Origin of the sequence: Gordonia otitidis NBRC 100426 (assembly GCF_000248075.1) — a bacterium.
Classification (GTDB): Bacteria; Actinomycetota; Actinomycetes; order Mycobacteriales; family Mycobacteriaceae; genus Gordonia; species Gordonia otitidis.
Window position 1 is genome coordinate 1 of the sequence record NZ_BAFB01000227.1, and the last position, 15,250, is coordinate 15,250.

15 protein-coding genes are annotated in these 15,250 nt (G+C 65.8%); 2 read left to right on the forward strand and 13 right to left on the reverse strand.

The genetic code is table 11. The features are described 5' to 3' along the window. The first annotated feature begins 737 nt into the window (after positions 1-737). Positions 738-1,622: a mycofactocin oligosaccharide methyltransferase MftM gene (gene mftM, locus GOOTI_RS21470; RefSeq protein ID WP_039994545.1), complete on the forward strand. Its 885-nt coding sequence runs from the start codon at positions 738-740 to the stop codon at positions 1,620-1,622. Positions 1,623-1,644: 22 nt separating this feature from the next. Here mftM and GOOTI_RS21475 read toward each other — a convergent pair whose 3' ends face one another. The 12 genes from GOOTI_RS21475 to murA all read right to left on the reverse strand — a co-directional run bounded on the left by GOOTI_RS21475 (position 1,645) and on the right by murA (position 14,040). After that, complete coding sequence (locus GOOTI_RS21475) at positions 1,645-2,304, reverse strand: MadR family response regulator transcription factor (protein ID WP_007240712.1); 660 nt, start codon at positions 2,302-2,304, stop codon at positions 1,645-1,647. Further along, positions 2,301-3,737, reverse strand: coding sequence for a MadS family sensor histidine kinase (locus tag GOOTI_RS21480; RefSeq protein ID WP_007240713.1), 1,437 nt, complete (start codon positions 3,735-3,737; stop codon positions 2,301-2,303). Before GOOTI_RS21480 ends, GOOTI_RS21475 begins: the two co-directional genes overlap by 4 nt. Continuing rightward, positions 3,734-4,996 carry an iron-containing alcohol dehydrogenase gene (locus tag GOOTI_RS21485; RefSeq protein ID WP_373279041.1) on the reverse strand — a complete coding sequence of 421 codons (1,263 nt, stop codon included), beginning with the start codon at positions 4,994-4,996 and terminating at the stop codon, positions 3,734-3,736. Before GOOTI_RS21485 ends, GOOTI_RS21480 begins: the two co-directional genes overlap by 4 nt. A 90-nt stretch (positions 4,997-5,086) precedes the next feature. Further along, positions 5,087-6,613, reverse strand: coding sequence for a VWA domain-containing protein (locus GOOTI_RS21490; RefSeq protein WP_007240715.1), 1,527 nt, complete (start codon positions 6,611-6,613; stop codon positions 5,087-5,089). 14 nt (positions 6,614-6,627) lie between these two features. Next, positions 6,628-7,890, reverse strand: a complete 1,263-nt coding sequence (locus tag GOOTI_RS21495) for an AAA family ATPase (protein WP_007240716.1) — start codon at positions 7,888-7,890, stop codon at positions 6,628-6,630. 151 nt (positions 7,891-8,041) lie between these two features. After that, positions 8,042-9,334, reverse strand: a complete 1,293-nt coding sequence (gene mdo, locus GOOTI_RS21500; protein WP_007240717.1) for an NDMA-dependent methanol dehydrogenase — start codon at positions 9,332-9,334, stop codon at positions 8,042-8,044. 188 nt (positions 9,335-9,522) lie between these two features. Continuing rightward, the gene (locus GOOTI_RS21505) at positions 9,523-10,320 is read right to left on the reverse strand and encodes an energy-coupling factor ABC transporter ATP-binding protein (RefSeq protein WP_007240718.1); all 798 of its coding nucleotides are present in this window, start codon (positions 10,318-10,320) and stop codon (positions 9,523-9,525) included. Beyond that, positions 10,317-11,093 carry a cobalt ECF transporter T component CbiQ gene (gene cbiQ / locus GOOTI_RS21510; RefSeq protein ID WP_007240719.1) on the reverse strand — a complete coding sequence of 259 codons (777 nt, stop codon included), beginning with the start codon at positions 11,091-11,093 and terminating at the stop codon, positions 10,317-10,319. The genes GOOTI_RS21505 and cbiQ overlap by 4 nt, the downstream gene beginning before the upstream one ends. 2 nt (positions 11,094-11,095) lie before the next feature. Further along, on the reverse strand, positions 11,096-11,491 hold the full coding sequence (locus tag GOOTI_RS21515) for a PDGLE domain-containing protein (protein WP_007240720.1): 396 nt from the start codon (positions 11,489-11,491) through the stop codon (positions 11,096-11,098). Then, on the reverse strand, positions 11,488-12,198 hold the full coding sequence (locus tag GOOTI_RS21520) for an energy-coupling factor ABC transporter permease (protein WP_007240721.1): 711 nt from the start codon (positions 12,196-12,198) through the stop codon (positions 11,488-11,490). The genes GOOTI_RS21515 and GOOTI_RS21520 overlap by 4 nt, the downstream gene beginning before the upstream one ends. 187 nt (positions 12,199-12,385) lie before the next feature. Beyond that, entirely contained in the window at positions 12,386-12,778 is a 393-nt protein-coding gene (locus GOOTI_RS21525; protein ID WP_007240722.1) for an ArsR/SmtB family transcription factor, read from the reverse strand. 5 nt (positions 12,779-12,783) lie between these two features. Continuing rightward, on the reverse strand, positions 12,784-14,040 hold the full coding sequence (gene murA, locus GOOTI_RS21530) for a UDP-N-acetylglucosamine 1-carboxyvinyltransferase (RefSeq protein WP_007240723.1): 1,257 nt from the start codon (positions 14,038-14,040) through the stop codon (positions 12,784-12,786). Positions 14,041-14,110: 70 nt separating this feature from the next. Here murA and GOOTI_RS21535 point away from each other — a divergent pair, with 70 nt between their 5' ends. Next, entirely contained in the window at positions 14,111-14,707 is a 597-nt protein-coding gene (locus GOOTI_RS21535) for a cob(I)yrinic acid a,c-diamide adenosyltransferase (RefSeq protein WP_007240724.1), read from the forward strand. Positions 14,708-14,724: 17 nt separating this feature from the next. On the opposite strand, the gene GOOTI_RS21540 is transcribed toward GOOTI_RS21535, so the two are convergent. Continuing rightward, positions 14,725-15,168: a DUF2550 domain-containing protein gene (locus GOOTI_RS21540; RefSeq protein ID WP_007240725.1), complete on the reverse strand. Its 444-nt coding sequence runs from the start codon at positions 15,166-15,168 to the stop codon at positions 14,725-14,727. Between the last annotated feature and the right edge of the window lie 82 nt (positions 15,169-15,250).

Genomic DNA, 15,250 nt, shown 5'->3' on the forward strand with positions numbered 1-15,250 from the left:
CAAAAACTAGCAACACCCGGACCTGCGTCCGAGCGTTACAAAAAATCATCACATAATCCAAAAACTTGGACACACGATGCCAAATATGGCATCAGACAATTCATCACACACTATCGAGTTCTCAAAGAACGCACACCTACCGGCGCCACCCCGAAAAGGGCTTGACCTGCAAGCTTGTTCCGTTTGGAGGATGTTGACCCCGTCTCCGGAGCAACTCTTCCAGCCTACCAGACTCTTTCGGCGATCCGCAACTCGGAAGTTGTTTCTCGTTCGGAGGTGGTCTAGCTCCCGCTATCCCACCGGGCGCACGAGGCGACCCGGATGATTTTGCGGGGGTGGTCTGCGCTGAACCCGGTTTCCCTTCCCCGTGGCCTTCCCTCTCAGGAGGCCGTCCGGGGCGGCGCCGTGGCGCGCTGACTCGAAGAAAGTTACGCAACGAGCCTGCGTGGGTCAAATCGCCTGGTCAGCGATCCTGGTCTATGCCATTTCTGCAGGTCAGAGCATGTCTACCTCCGACGCACACCGTTGAATTCCCACCTGAGGGCGCCGATGATGCAACTGTGATCTGCGTCATTCTCTGCAACGAGTAGCGCCCCGAAATGCTCTCGCGCTGATCCCTCGGCCCTTCTACCTGCGGGTTCACCGACTGCGTGGCGCACTTTTCCCATACTTTCGGGCAGTTGCCAGACCCATCAGGTCAGTTACGCGCGACCCGATCCGCTCCTAGCGTTCGAGATATGACCGTTTCGGTGGACACAGCGAGCGCCGGCACTCCCACCGCCAGCGTCATCCGAGTACGTCGGGCACCAACGGAGGCCGAGGGCTTCCGGCGGTGCGGGTCGATGTCGTGGCGGCGGACGTCGGCCTCTGACGGGCGCACCGTCATCGACATCCGGCATTCGTTCACCAGCGATCTGATCTCGGACGACGTCATGGTGTCGGCGCTGGTCTGCCTCGTCGAGGATGGCGCGCTCGCAGGCCAGTGGGAGTTCGAAGAGGCCGCCGTCGGTCTGGTCAAGTCGTCCGCGGCCACCGACGACGCCGCCTGGTCGGCGTTCTACGACAATTCACTGCGCGATCTCGTGACCGGTACCGCGACCTTCAGTCCTATCCACCGGCGGGCGCGCAACCTGGTGTCGGGCGCGAGCGTGCTGGAAGTCGGCTGCTGCTTCGGACTGCTCGCTCTCCAGTGCGCCGAGCAAGGCATGCAGGTCAGCGCCTGCGACATCTCCACAGGTGCCGTCGACCTCCTCCGCGCCGCCGCCGCAAGACGCCGCACCGCGGTCGACACTTTCGTCGCGAACGCCGTCGCTCTACCCCTGCCCGACAACTCCGTCGACACCGTGACTCTCATCCATCTGCTCGAACATCTGTCACGTGACGAAGTGTCTCGGTCGCTCGACGAGGCTCTTCGGGTTGCCCGGGATCGAGTCGTTGTCGCCGTGCCCTACGAGGAGGAGCCGAGTCCACACTTCGGACACCTGCGCTGCCTACGTGAACACGACCTCGTGTCGTGGGCCGCCGACGCCGATCACGCCGGTGCGGAGATCCTCTCCGATCACGGCGGCTGGCTGGTGCTCACACCCCGGTCCGCCCGCATTGGCCGGTCCCGGTTCGCGTGATCTCGACGCGAGCGCCTCGGCGTCAGATCAGTCCGCGTTTGCTGGCGGTGTACACGGCGTCGGTGCGTTTGGTGACCCCGAGTTTGCGGATGATGTTGCGGATGTGGAACTTCACGGTCGACTCCGAAATGAACAGCGTCTCGCCGATCCGCTTGTTGCTCAGTCCGTCGGCCAGCAACCGCAGTACCTCACGTTCGCGGTCCGTCAACGCCTCGGGACTCTCGCCGCCGCCGGAGACGGTGCGCAGGACGATCGCCGCGCTGCGCGGATCGAATGCGCTCCCGCCGCCGGAGACTGCTTGAATCGCTCGGACCAACTCGGTGGTGTCGACGTCCTTCACCACGTAGCCGCGTGCGCCGGCCTTCACCGCCCGAACGACGAGGTCGTCGTCGAGAAAGGTGGTGAGTACGAGACTGGCGACGTCACTGTGGCGATGCGCGATCTCGGTGATCAGGCGCAGTCCTTCGTACTCGGTGCCCGCGGTCAGCTTGAGATCGACCACAACGACGTCGGGAGTGCACCGGGCAACCTCGGCCAACGCTTCATCGAACGAATCTGCTTCTCCGACAACGGATATGGTGTCCTCACGCTCGAGTAGTGATCGGATACCCGCCCGCAGGAGCGCATGGTCGTCGACCAGCATGGTCCGGATCGCGCCGGTGGTGATCTCAGCAGAATTCATCGCACACTCTCCTCGTGTCGATTTCCGAGCACCCGTCGCGGACGGCCGTTCGACGCCGCGTCGTCGGGAAGCACCGCTGCGATGCGGATACCGCCGAGTCGTGAGCGACGCACCCGGACCTCACCGCCCAATTGCTCTGCCCGAACGGCCATGTTCGCCAGTCCTCGATGACGTCCGGCCAGGTCGCCGAGCATGGCTGCGCGCATCACCCTCCGCAGATGTCCGGGATCTCCGCCGCCGTCATCGTCGACCGTCAATCCGACATGATCGTCGGCGTAGGTCAGCACGACTCGCGCCGACCCGGCCTCGGCGTGCACCGCGGTGTTGAACAGGGCTTCACCCGCGATCCGCAGCACGGCATGCTGGACGTCGTCTGGTACATCGCGCGGCCGTCCGACGATCCGCACATCGGTGTCGAGGTCGGCGGGCATGTGCATCGAGCACAGCTCGTCGAGGACCTCCCCGAGGCTCAGTCCCTCCACCGACGGCGACTGGTTGAGCGCGTAGATGACCGACCGCAGCTGTTCGACGGCGTCACGGGTCAGTTGGCCCGCGACCTCGAGGCGAGCTGCGGTCGACGCATCGGAATCCATCCGGCACACCTCTATCTGCACCCCTGCGGAGAGCACGGACTGCGTCACGGAGTCGTGGAGCTCCCGCGCGATGCGTTCGCGTTCCTCGGTGACCAGGCGCTGACGCATGACTGCCGACAATTCCCGTTGTGTCCGTTGCAGTTCCGCGTTGCGGACAGCCAGGTCGGTTGCCTGCTCCCGAGCCTTGGCGTATGCGTCTTCGGCGCGTGCGAGCTGATGGCGACTCTCCTCGAGCAACGAGGCGTTGAGAAGCGCAACCATGGCCTGCCGGGCGAGGATGCGCATCACAACGAGATCGGCCGAATCGACGACGTGGTGAGCGGGGGTCCACGCCGAGAGCCCGCCGACGACGCGACCGTCGAGATGCACCGGCACGTGCAGGTGGTGCTCGGCGACGACGGGTCGGCTCAACTCTCCCATCTGATTACGCAGGACGTCGTTGAGCCTGTTCAGCACCTCGTCGGGTAGATGGCTCGGCGTGCGGGCGGCTTGCACGCCTTCGAACGCGTAGATGGTGCCGTCACCGCTCATCATCAGGTGGCGGGGGCCGGTCCGTTCGAGTTCACCGTCGCTGAGCGCGAAGACCACCCATTCCGCGTCGAGGTGTTCGCGGACGGCACGTACCACCGACAGCACGAGGTTCTCTGGTCCCTCTGCGGTCTGCACCAGCGCTCGCGAGATGCGGTCGAGCGCGCCGACCACGCGCGTCAGTCGCTGTTCGACACCCCGGTACTGCGCGTAATGCGACCCCTTGACCGAGTGCAGCCCGACCAGCGAATCGAGTCCGATTTCGTGCTGGTCACTCCCGAACTGCTCGGCCTCACCGCGCTGGCTGGTCACAACGCCTCACGGTAGATGCGGGCGACATCGTGGGCCGTCGGTTTACGCGGGTTGGTCGTCATGCAGGCGTCGAGAAGCGCGTTGGCTGTCAACACCCCCACGTGCTCGTCACGCACCCCGAGCGATCGCAGGTCGGCGGGCAGACCAACCCTGCGGGCCAACGAGGCCACCTCGTCGGCGAGTCTCTCGGCGATCGCGTGCGGCGTTCCCCCGCTGACACCCACCACAGAGGCGAGCTCGACGTAGGGCGTCGGGTCGGTCTGGGCATTGAACCGGATGACGTGAGGCAAAAGCACCGAGTTGATGGCACCGTGCGCAGCGTCGCAGAGCCCGCCAACCGGATGACTCATCGCGTGGGTGGCGCCGAGGATCGCGTTGGTGAAAGCCATCCCGGCCTCCAGCGCCGCATACGCCATATCGGTTCCGGCGTCGGGATCCGACGGGTCGTCGACGAATCGCTCGATGCTCCGCCACGCGGTGCCGATCGAGCTCAGCGCCGCACGATCGCTGAGTCGATTGTGCGCGAGCGACGCGTACGCCTCCACACAGTGGGTGACGGCGTCCATGCCGGACTGTGCGGCGACCTCGGGCGGCAACGAAGCCAATGTGCTCGGATCGACCACGGAGACATCGGGAACCAGGCCACGGCCGATGATGGTGACCTTGGTCATCCGGTCCACGTCGTTCACGATGCAGAACTGCGACACGTCCGAACCGCTTCCGGCCGTCGTCGGTGCCGCTATCAACGGTGGTAGGGGTCGCCTGGCACGATCGATCCCCTCGTACTCGAGGATGTGTCCGCCGTTCGCAGCCAGGATGGCGATGCCCTTGGCCGCATCGATCACCGAGCCTCCGCCCAGCGCGACGATCCCGTCGGCGCCGCTCTCCTCGTAGCGCGCGAACCCCGCGACGATCTCGGGGGCTCGCGGGTTCGCCGACACGTCGGTGAACGACGACACGGACAACTTCTCGGTATGCAGTGAATGCGCGAGCTGCGGGTACCACGGTGTTGCGACGAGCCCCCTGTCGGACACGATCAACAGTCGGCGCATCCCCAAGCCTGCGGCAGCACGTGGCACCTCGGCGAGCGAACCGCGGCCGATGATGATCTCAGGGGTGTGGAACTTGGCGATGTGCACACCGCCGGCGCGGTCGGCTGCCTCCGGCTCACGAGACGGATGCAGATTGCGGGCAGCCGCGACCGTGCTGGCCCCGACGACGTCAGTCGGCACACCTCTCACCTGCCCATCGCAGCACATCGGGAAGTGCAGGGCGCGCGGCGCACCCGGCACCGTAGCCCGTCATCACAGTGGTCGCTTTCGCGTGAATCCTACGCGCGATGTCACTGCTCACGCGCCGGAAGTCGCGACGGAGACCTGCTCCAACTCGGCCAGGTCGTGCACGACGTTCACACGATCGCAGTACGTGGCGTACGCGGGCAGATCGCACGACCCCAGACCCCACGAGTACGACGGCTCCGGCGTCAGCCAGATCGTTTCCCGCGCACGCCGCGAGATCTCCTCGAACGCTGCGAGATTCGGGTCACGGCCATTGTTGCGGCCGTCACCGAGAACGATGACCGTCGTCCTCCTCGTGACCGCGCCGCCGTATTCGTCGAGAAACGTCTGTAGCGCGTTCCCGTAATCGGAATCGGCGTCGACGTCGAGGACGCCACCTGCAGGCAGACCGGACACCACCAACGACAACGCCTCTTCCGCCGGGTGCTCGGCGAACAGGTCGGTGATCTCCACGAGATCGGACACGAAGGCGAACGAACGCACGTGCGCGACCATGCTCTGCAGTCCGTGCACGAGCTGCAGGGTGAACCGTGTCGTGGCGCGCACCGACAGCGACACGTCGGCGAGGATGAGCAGACTCGGCCGGTCCTCGACCTTCGCGACCGTGACAGGGCGGAACGGCACGCCGTCGAACCGGAGATTGGCACGCATGGTGCGGGCCGCGTCGACCGTCCCTCGCGCCGCGACCTTGCGTCGCGAACGCGGGGCACCGTGCAGACTGCGGATCAGTCGTCGGACCGATTCCTCGAGACTGGCACGCTCCTGCTCGCCGATCGCGTCGCGCACCGTCGCCTTGATCTCACGGTCCTCGAGTTCGTGGTCGGTCGCCATCAGTTGCTCGAGGTGATCGCGCAGCTTCTCGGGCAGCCCGTCGAGCAGTCCTGCGAGCGCACTGCGCAGTGCCGCGAGTTCTTCCGGATCGGGTTGGGCCGCGTCGAAGGCGTCGGGGTCGTCGAGCCAGTCGAGCAGGGCCATCTCCTGGGCGACCGACAGCTCGGCGTCGAGTTGTGTCGAGTTCCCGCTCACCAACTCTCCCGGCCGGCCCGGGTTGTGCAGCCGGGACACGGTGAGCTGTACCCGCGCGGCCTGCTCGGAGTTGGGCACCGAATCGGCCGAGAGGACGATCTCGTCGGTCAGCGATGCCATGTCGAGTTTGTTGGACTCCTGGTGCAGGTTGTACTGCTCGGCCAGATCCTCGGGATCGAAATACTGCCGGATGTTCGACGGCGGTCCGTGGCTGTGCCCCTGCGCCGGGGTCTTGCTGACCTCGTCCGAGAGCGTGTACTCCTCGAGTTCACCCTCGTCGGACAGATCGTCGTGGGTATGCGAATGTCCCTGTCCACCATCATCTTCCACCACCGGGCGGAGTGCGAAGAACCGATCGAAGACCCTGTCGAACGTGGCCTCGTCCCGACGATCCTTGATCAGACACGCCAGCAGCGCGGACCGGAGGAGCTCACGATCATCGAGGATCTCGGCGGTAGCAGTCGCGGCCATCGCATCCATCGCCTCCGACACCCCGATGCGCACACCGTGTAGTCGGAGCAGACGGATGAAACGGTGTACGGCCCCTTCCATGATCGACTCCCCCGCTAGACCGGACGCTTACGTGCGCCGCGCGCCTTGAACGATCGACTTCCCTGCGACGCGCTCACGGCACGCGTGCCCGCGTCGCTCTTCGAGCCCGGCGAGCCGTAGTAGTCGTCGTTGTGGCGACCCGGTTCGTCCTTCGCCGCTCGACGCGCCTTGCCGGAGTGATCCGACGTGTGCTCGTGCTCGGCGTGGTCGTGGTCGTGAGTGTGGGCCGACCCATGGGAATGGCCGTGGGAGTGATCGTGCGAATGCCCGTGGGCGTGAAGGTGATCGGGTACCTCCGCATTCGGGTCGACGAGGCGAGGCAACGCGTCGAGCGCACGGGTGAGGTCGCGATCGTACTTCACCACGACATTCGCCGTCTGCGACAACACTTCTGCGCTGAGCTCGTCGGCGCCGAGAACTGCGAGTGTGCGCGCCCAATCGATGGCCTCGGAGATGCTCGGCGCCTTACGCAGGTCGAGATCGCGTAGCCCGCGGACGATCTCGACGAGTTTGGCCGCGAGAGCGTCCGCGAGTCCGGTGTCCTTGGACTTGATGATGTCGAGTTCCCGCGCGGCGTCGGGGTAATCGAGCGACAGGTGCAGACAGCGACGTTTCAACGCCGCGGACAGATCTCGGGTGTTGTTGGAGGTCAACACGATCATGGGCTGATGTGTCGCGACGAACGTCCCGATCTCGGGCACCGACACCTGGTATTCGGCGAGCAACTCGAGCAAGACAGCTTCGAGCGCTTCATCGGCGCGGTCGACTTCGTCGATCAACAGCACGACGGGAGTCTCCGACCGCACGGCTTCGAGCAATGGCCGCGGCGCGAGGAAGCGCTCGGAGAAGAACACGCTTTCCTCTGCGCCGATGCGGTCGACCGCATCGGACAACGTCGCGGCGTCGGCGACGACCTGACTGATCTTCTCGCGTAGTACCTGTGTGTAGAGGAGCTGCTTGCCGTAGTCCCACTCGTAGAGCGCTGTGGTCTCGTCCTGACCCTCATAGCATTGCAGCCGCAACAACTCTCGCCCGGTGACCTCGGCGAGCGTCTTCGCCAACTGCGTCTTCCCGACACCGGCAGGCCCCTCGAGCAGCACGGGTTTGCCGAGTCTGGACTGCAAGAACACCGTGGTCGCCAGGCGTTCGTCGGCAAGGTAGCCCGCGTCGGCGAAACGTGCCCGCACGTCGTCGACATCGGCGAAGTATGAGGGATCGACGGGACTGTCGCCCGTCGCGGATGTGGTGTCGTCTGTCGCGGCGAAGTGCACGGACATCGGCGTCTCCTGTGCTGAGAGGGTGGGATCGGTCACGGGACGTGCGTCGTTGTGTCTGGGATGGAGCCGGATGGCGAATCCCGCTTTGAGGCAGCGGAATCCGCCATCCGGGGTCGTACGCGCACGGGTGCCCGTGCGGAGTTCTCCCGACCTACGGCAGCAGCTCGTCGAGGTCACCGAGCATGCAGTGCTCGACGACCGGCCGGACCGTCTCGAATGTGCACTCCTTCGGGTTGCCCGGGGTACAGGCGTCACCGAGGACGTGGTTGGTCAGCGCATCGATCGTCGCGGCATCGGTGGTGATGTCAGGTCGACCCTCGTAGTACTTCGTCGGACCCTGGCCCAGCCGGTTCTTCGGATACGAGTCCTGCTTGACATCGGCGAAACGCTCGACGATGCCGACGTCGCGGAGCAGGCGAATCGCGGCCTCGAGCGCAGCGTCGGCGGCCTGCACCTTCGTCATACCGTGGGTGTCCACGCCCATCGCCGCGGCCATGTCGGCGTAACGCTCGTACATCACGGGCATGTTGAAGGCCCACACGCGCGGCAGCGCGATGGCGTTGTTGAGTCCGTGGTGCGTATCGAAGAACGCCGACACCGCGTGGCTGATCGAGTGGATGATGCCGAGACCACCGGAGTTGAACGCCTGCGCTGCGATGTACTGCGCGTACATCATGCCCTCGCGACCCTTCAGGTCGACGCCGTTCCAGGTGGCTTCACGAAGGTTCTCCGCGGTCATCTTCACCGCGTAGAGCGCGTTGCCCATCGACGGCGGGAAGTTCAGTCGCGAGACGTATGGCTCCGAGGCGTGCGCGAGAACGTCGAACCCGCACTGTGCGGTGTAGGCGACCGGGCAATCGTAGTAGAGCACCGGGTCGTCGATCGCGAGTGTCGTGACGGCCGCGTCGTCGAATGCCACGTACTTGTGCGGCTTCTCGGGATCGGTGGTCGTGTCGGTGATGACATACGCCCACGAGGTCTCCGAACCCGTTCCAGCAGTGGTGGATACCGCGATGTGCGGCGGATTCTTGGGGTTCTCGCTCTTGTTGAAGCCCTCGAATTCGTTGACACTGCGGCCGTCGTGCGCCACCGAGATGCGCGCACCCTTGCAGGCGTCGTGTGCCGAGCCGCCACCGATGGAGATGAACGAGTCGCACTGCTCGGAGTTGTAGAGCGAGACCGCGTCCATGACGTTGTAGTCCTTGGGGTTGGACTCGACCTTGTCGTAGAGCACGACTTCGAGTCCGTGGTACTTGCACGACTCGACGATCTTGTGAACGGTGTCGCTGCCGCGCAGGCCCGTCGTCATGATGAGCGTCTTCTTGAAGCCGAGCTTGAGCGCCTCGGGACCGATCATCTCGTGCGCACCGGGACCCATCATGGCGCGCGGGAACGGGTGGAATTCCTTGATGGGGAACGGCTTGAGTAGTTCGTCAACCTGCATTTCTGACCTGACCTTCTCGATGCTGCCGACGCACGCGTCGTCGGGAGTGGGTGAGCGATCGAGACGTTACGCGCGTCACAGCGGGTGCCAGAAGTGGTTTGCGACCGAACCGTCCGATACAGCCGCCAGTACTGACCTCGGGTCGGGTGAACACCTATCCGATCGGGCAGGGTGCTCCATCCGAGATGTCAGTCGACCCGCACCCCACCCGATGCGATCCGGCGCCCAGAGCGTTGGCGTGACTTCGCACGGGTCAGCGCTCCGGGCTCGAATCCCCAGGGCAGTTCGAGCCGATGAGCCGCGAGCAGTTGCGCGTCGGCGAGGATGGCGTCCACCGAGTCGTCGGCGACGACGCGCCCGCCGTCGACGATGACCGCGCGGTCACACAGTTGTGCCGCGTAGGGGAGGTCGTGTGTCACCACGAGCATGGTCGTGTCGAGTCCGAGCAGGGTGTCGGCGAGTTCGCGTCGCGCCACCGGATCGAGGTTCGCCGACGGCTCGTCGAGCACCAGAATGTCTGGGCGGCAAGCCAATACGGTAGCCAGAGCACCTCGGCGACGCTGTCCACCGGACAGGTGGTGGGGGCTGCGGTCGGCGTGTTGAGCCATCGACACCGCCGTCAGCGCCTCGGTGACACGATTCGCGAGTTCTGGCTGCGTGACACCGAAGTTGGCGGGCCCGAACGCGACATCCTCGGCCAGGGTGGGCATGAACAACTGGTCGTCGGGATCCTGGAAGACCAATCCCACCCGGCGACGCACCTCACGCAGCGTCGACTTCCCCACCGGCGAACCGTATATCGACACCGAACCCGACGTGGGCAGCAGCACGCCGTTGAGCTGGAGCATGAGCGTGGTCTTCCCCGCACCGTTGGGGCCGAGGAGAGCCACGCGCTCGCCGTCGGCCACCGTGAGGTCGACGCCGTCGAGAGCCAGATGGCCGTCGGGATAGGCGAAGCGGAGTCCGCGGATGTCGATGGCGTTCATCGCAGACCCCAGGCCGTGGCCGCCACGACCACCGCTGCCGCTGCGGGAAGCGAGACGATCGCCCACTGCGCGGGCGTCGCGCGCACCGACGTCGCCACACCGGGCATCTCCGGGATGGTGCCGGTGAATCCGCGTGACATCATCGCCAGGTGAACGCGCTCTCCCCGCTCGTAGGACCGTACGAAGACCGAACCGACACTGACGGCAACGGCCTTGGCCTGGTGCAGCATCCGCGGGGAGTCTCCGCGGGCTGCACGCGCGATCTGCATCCGCCTGACTTCGGCGGACAACAGGTCGACGTACCGCAGCATCATCACGAAGACCGGCGTGATGGTGCGCGGGACGCCCAGTCTGCTCAACGCGACCGGCAACTCCCGCGCCGGTGTCGTAGCGGCGAAAGTCAACGACGCCGCGACACCGAGAGTGCCCTTGATGACGATCCCCCAGGCGGCGTACAGACCTGCAACCGAGAGCGACATCCCGACGACATCGATGCGGCGCCCACCCTCGGCGAACGGCAGGAGCACTGCGAGCACGACGAAGGGCGCCTCGATCAGCATCCGTGGCACGATCCAGGCGACGGGAACCCGTGCCAGTCGCCAGACGCCGAGCAGGATGACGGCGTAGACCAGATACGGCCAGAACATCTCGCGCGGCGTGGCGACGACCGCGAACACGAACACGACGAGGCAGACGAGTTTGACCTCCGTTGGCGCACGGTGCACACGCGAGGTGACGTCGCGGTAGAGCGGATGCGCGTGCCCGGCGCCCATGGTCAGTTCCCCGCCGCGACCGAGTCGCGGGTCGCGGTCGTCCGTCGTGCGCGGGCGATCAGCCAGAAGGCGCCCACGGCGACTGCGAGCGTGACGATCACCCCGATGATCCCCGCGATGCCGTTGGTGTACTGCGCGCCCTTCACGGCGTACTCGGCGAGCGGCGAGGACGACATCGCGTGATCGGTGGCGTGCTGCGCGATACAAGAGCCCGTCAGCTCCTCGGTGCCGTTGACCGTGACCGTCTGGCAGCCCTGCTGCGTCGCCGAGTCGAGCCCGTCGGGCGAACTGCTCGCGATGTACGACAGGACCCCCGCTATCAACAGTGCGATCACGCCGAACCCGACGAGGAAGGTGCGGCGACGCACGCGGGGGCGCGGCCAAGCGGTGGTACTCATGCGGACACCTCGATCTGTTCTGCGACGACATGGGTGCGACGGAGGAGGTACACCAGGTCGGGACGGGCGCGGGCCACGGCGACCACCGTCACCGCGGTGATGAGCCCCTCACCGACCCCGATCAGGACGTGGGTACCCCACATGTAGCCGGCCACGGTCGACAGTGATGTCGTCGCGGCACCTCCGATCGCGTACTCGACCACGAAACCAGTTGCGGCAGCGACTGTTTTGCACAATGCCGAGACAAAGGCCACGACGGCGAGCCCGGGCAGCCGCTCGCGCCGCGATCGCACGAGGCGATAGAGCACCACAGCGACGCCATATCCCACGAACGTGGAGATCAGCGCCATGTTGGTGATGTTGGCACCCAGGGCGGTCACGCCCCCGTCGGCGAAGAGCAGACACTGGACCACGAGCACGATCGCGATGCACAGTGCGCCGGTGTACGGCCCCACGAGGATCGCAGCGAGCGCGCCACCGAGAAGATGGCCGCTGACACCGGGCAGGATCGGGAAGTTGATCATCTGCACGGCGAAGATGAAGGCTGCCACGAGCCCGGCCATCGGTACGGCCTTCTCGTCGAGGTCTGCGCGGGCGCGCCACGCACAGAACGCAAGCCCTGCGATGGCGACGACGGCGAACAGAATCGACGTCTGCGCGTTGATGATCCCGTCACTCATGTGCATGGCGACGACAGTGGTGGACATGAGCGGTGTCCCTTCTGCGATGTACGCGAATGCGGCCGCGGCGACTCGCGGTCACACGATGAGAGGAACGATAGGACCGGCCCCGATATCTGTCCACTTATTCAGATGTTGAAGCCGTCAGACTATCCGAAGGGTCAGGTGTGGTCCTGACCACAGCGCTCCGCGTTATAACCCGATGGCCGGTGCCCTACGACGGCGGGTTGTGACCGGCGCCGATCCAGTGCAGCAGATCGTGCACCGTCTCGTCGTCGAGACGATAGCTCACCGATCGCCCCACCCGGGTCGAGGTGACCCACCCCTGATGACGTAGCACGCGCAGTGCCTGGGACACCGCAGTCTCGGTACGTCCGACCTGTGCGGCGATGTCGCCGACGATGATTCCCGGATGCCGATGCAACAGCAGCAGGATTTCGAGTCTGTGCGGATCCGACAGGAGATCGAATCGCGTCGACCACTCGGCGATGTCGACGTGCCCTGTCTCGCCGGCGTCGTCGGCCTGGTCGTGGTTGTGGTCGTTGTCGTCGTCAAAGTGCGCACCGGCGGCGGGTGCGTCAGGAGACACGCCATCGATGTCGGGCATGCCGACTACCCCGACACTCGCTCGATCTGGCCGCCGAGGCTGCGCAGATTCTCGACGAAGTGCGGGTAGCCGCGGTCGATGTGCTCGACGTCGTGCACCTCGGTCACACCGTCGGCGACCAGTCCCGCGAGTACCAGACCGGCCCCGGCACGGATGTCCGAGCACCAGACAGGCGCACTGGACAGCTTGTCGATGCCGCGGATGACCGCGTGGTGGCCGTCGGTACGCGCATCGGCACCGAGCCGCACCATCTCCTCGACGAATCGGAAGCGGGCCTCGAAGACGTTCTCGGTGATCACCGACATGCCGTCGGCGATCGACGCCCAGCCGATGGCCATCGGCTGCAGGTCGGTCGGGAAACCGGGGAACGGCAGCGTGGAGACGTTGACGGCGGTCGGCCTGCGGTCGTGGCTGACCCGGAAACCGTTCGGATGCGTCTCGACACGTGCTCCGGTGTCGACGAGTTTGTTCAACACCAGCTGCAGGTGGTGCGGATTGACGCCGTTGACCGTCACGTCGCCGCGTGTCATCACCGCAGCGATACCCCACGTGGCGCCGACGATCCGGTCGCCGACCACCCGATGGGTGGTCGGATGCAGACGCTCGACTCCGGTGACGGTCAGCGTCGACGTACCCGCACCCTCGATGCGCGCACCCATCTGTTGCAGCATCACGCACAGATCGACGATCTCTGGCTCACGGGCGGCGTTGTCGATGACGGTCTCACCCTCGGCGAGGACCGCGGCCATCAGTATGTTCTCGGTGGCACCGACCGACGGGAACTCGAGCGCGATCGGCGCGCCGATCAGCGCATCGGCCTCGGCGACCACACAACCGTGCTCGATCGAACTGTGGGCGCCCAGCGCACGCAGCCCGGCCTGATGCATGTCGAGGGGCCGCGACCCGATCGCGTCGCCACCGGGAAGCGCGACGACCGCGCGACGACACCGCGCCATCAGCGGCCCGAGCACACACACCGACGCCCGGAACTGCTTCACCGCGTCGAAGTCGGCGTGGTACTTGGGTTCTGCCGGCGCCTCGATCGTCACCGTCTCGCCATCGATATCGACGACGGCGCCCAGGCCACGCAGTACGTCGGCCATGAGCGGAACGTCGGCGATCTCGGGCGAGTTGGTCAGTGTCGTTGTCCCTTCGGCCAGCAACGACGCCGCCATCAGCTTGAGGACGCTGTTCTTGGCCCCACCGACCGACACCTCGCCCTGCAGGCGCGCTCCCCCGGACACCAGAAACCGATCACTCACGTCAGATACCTTATCCGCCCCTCCGGTGTGCTCGACGCACACCACTTCTTCTGCGGTTACATTTGGGTCCATGGCCGTGCATCTGACCCGCATCTACACCCGTACCGGCGATGACGGCACCACCGGTCTGAGTGATTTCACCCGGGTGGCCAAGACGGATCCCCGGGTTGTCGCCTATGCCGACTGCGACGAGGCCAACTCGTGCATCGGCGCGGCACTGGCGATCGGCGGGGACATCCCCGACGAGATCGTCACAGCCCTGACAACCGTGCAGAACGACCTCTTCGACGCCGGCGCTGATCTGTCGACACCTGTCGTCGACAATCCTCAGCACCCGCCGCTGCGGATCGAACAGGACTACATCGACGCACTGGAGACGTGGTGCGACGAATTCGGCGCCGACCTCCCGGCGCTGAACTCCTTCGTCCTGCCGGGCGGAACGCCCTTCGCAGCACTTCTACACCAGGCCCGCACGGTGACCCGCCGAGCCGAGCGATCGGCGTGGGCCGCGGTCGACGCCGATCCGGAGCACACGTCCGTCCTGCCGGCCCGCTACCTCAACCGACTGTCGGATCTGCTGTTCATCCTGTCGCGCGTCGCCAATCGACTTCCGGGTGGAGCGGGCGACATCACCTGGATTCCCGGCGGCGATCGTCACCGTCCGTGAGCTCGCGCCAGGACCGATCAGGCGCTGCGACGCCGCTGTGACCGTTGCGGTGCCCCGGCCTCCAGCCATGCCTGAAACGCGGTGACGCCGTCGGGCGTCAGCGCCAACTCGTACTCACGTGGTTCCTCGCCGTCGCGGTCCTCGCGCACGTGCAGGATCGTCATCCCATCGAGGATCACACCCTCACTGCCCGCGGCGCAGCGTCGACCGACGATCTCGATACCGTGCCGTGGAAAACTGCGCGAGGGGCCGGGACGCAGAGAGCTGAGCCGGAAATACCGCAGGGAGTCGTCACCGTAGTGAACACTTCCGTGTCGCCAGCCCTCGTCGAAGTCAGCGGGCAGCTCCCGCAGCAACGCTGCCGTACCGGCGCTACGCAGCTGCTGCAACCGATAGCCGAGCAGTCCGCAGACGACCAGCGCCAGGACGAGCAGAATCAGCAGGACGACCACCACGGTCAATCGGCATACCTCCCTCGCGTGGATTCCATCACCGGACGTGTCGGCGGGCTGTCGACGGGCTGTGTCTGGCGATGGTTTCCCC

Bases quoted from the DNA above. Each gene is read 5' to 3' on its own strand.
- mftM (WP_039994545.1), top strand. From the start codon at position 738: ATGACCGTTTCGGTGGACACAGCGAGCGCCGGCACTCCCACCGCCAGC.
- GOOTI_RS21475 (WP_007240712.1), bottom strand. From the start codon at position 2,304: ATGAATTCTGCTGAGATCACCACCGGCGCGATCCGGACCATGCTGGTC.
- GOOTI_RS21485 (WP_373279041.1), bottom strand. From the start codon at position 4,996: ATGTGCTGCGATGGGCAGGTGAGAGGTGTGCCGACTGACGTCGTCGGG.
- GOOTI_RS21490 (WP_007240715.1), bottom strand. From the start codon at position 6,613: ATGGAAGGGGCCGTACACCGTTTCATCCGTCTGCTCCGACTACACGGT.
- GOOTI_RS21495 (WP_007240716.1), bottom strand. From the start codon at position 7,890: ATGTCCGTGCACTTCGCCGCGACAGACGACACCACATCCGCGACGGGC.
- mdo (WP_007240717.1), bottom strand. From the start codon at position 9,334: ATGCAGGTTGACGAACTACTCAAGCCGTTCCCCATCAAGGAATTCCAC.
- GOOTI_RS21505 (WP_007240718.1), bottom strand. From the start codon at position 10,320: ATGAACGCCATCGACATCCGCGGACTCCGCTTCGCCTATCCCGACGGC.
- cbiQ (WP_007240719.1), bottom strand. From the start codon at position 11,093: ATGGGCGCCGGGCACGCGCATCCGCTCTACCGCGACGTCACCTCGCGT.
- GOOTI_RS21515 (WP_007240720.1), bottom strand. From the start codon at position 11,491: ATGAGTACCACCGCTTGGCCGCGCCCCCGCGTGCGTCGCCGCACCTTC.
- GOOTI_RS21520 (WP_007240721.1), bottom strand. From the start codon at position 12,198: ATGTCCACCACTGTCGTCGCCATGCACATGAGTGACGGGATCATCAAC.
- GOOTI_RS21525 (WP_007240722.1), bottom strand. From the start codon at position 12,778: ATGCCCGACATCGATGGCGTGTCTCCTGACGCACCCGCCGCCGGTGCG.
- GOOTI_RS21535 (WP_007240724.1), top strand. From the start codon at position 14,111: ATGGCCGTGCATCTGACCCGCATCTACACCCGTACCGGCGATGACGGC.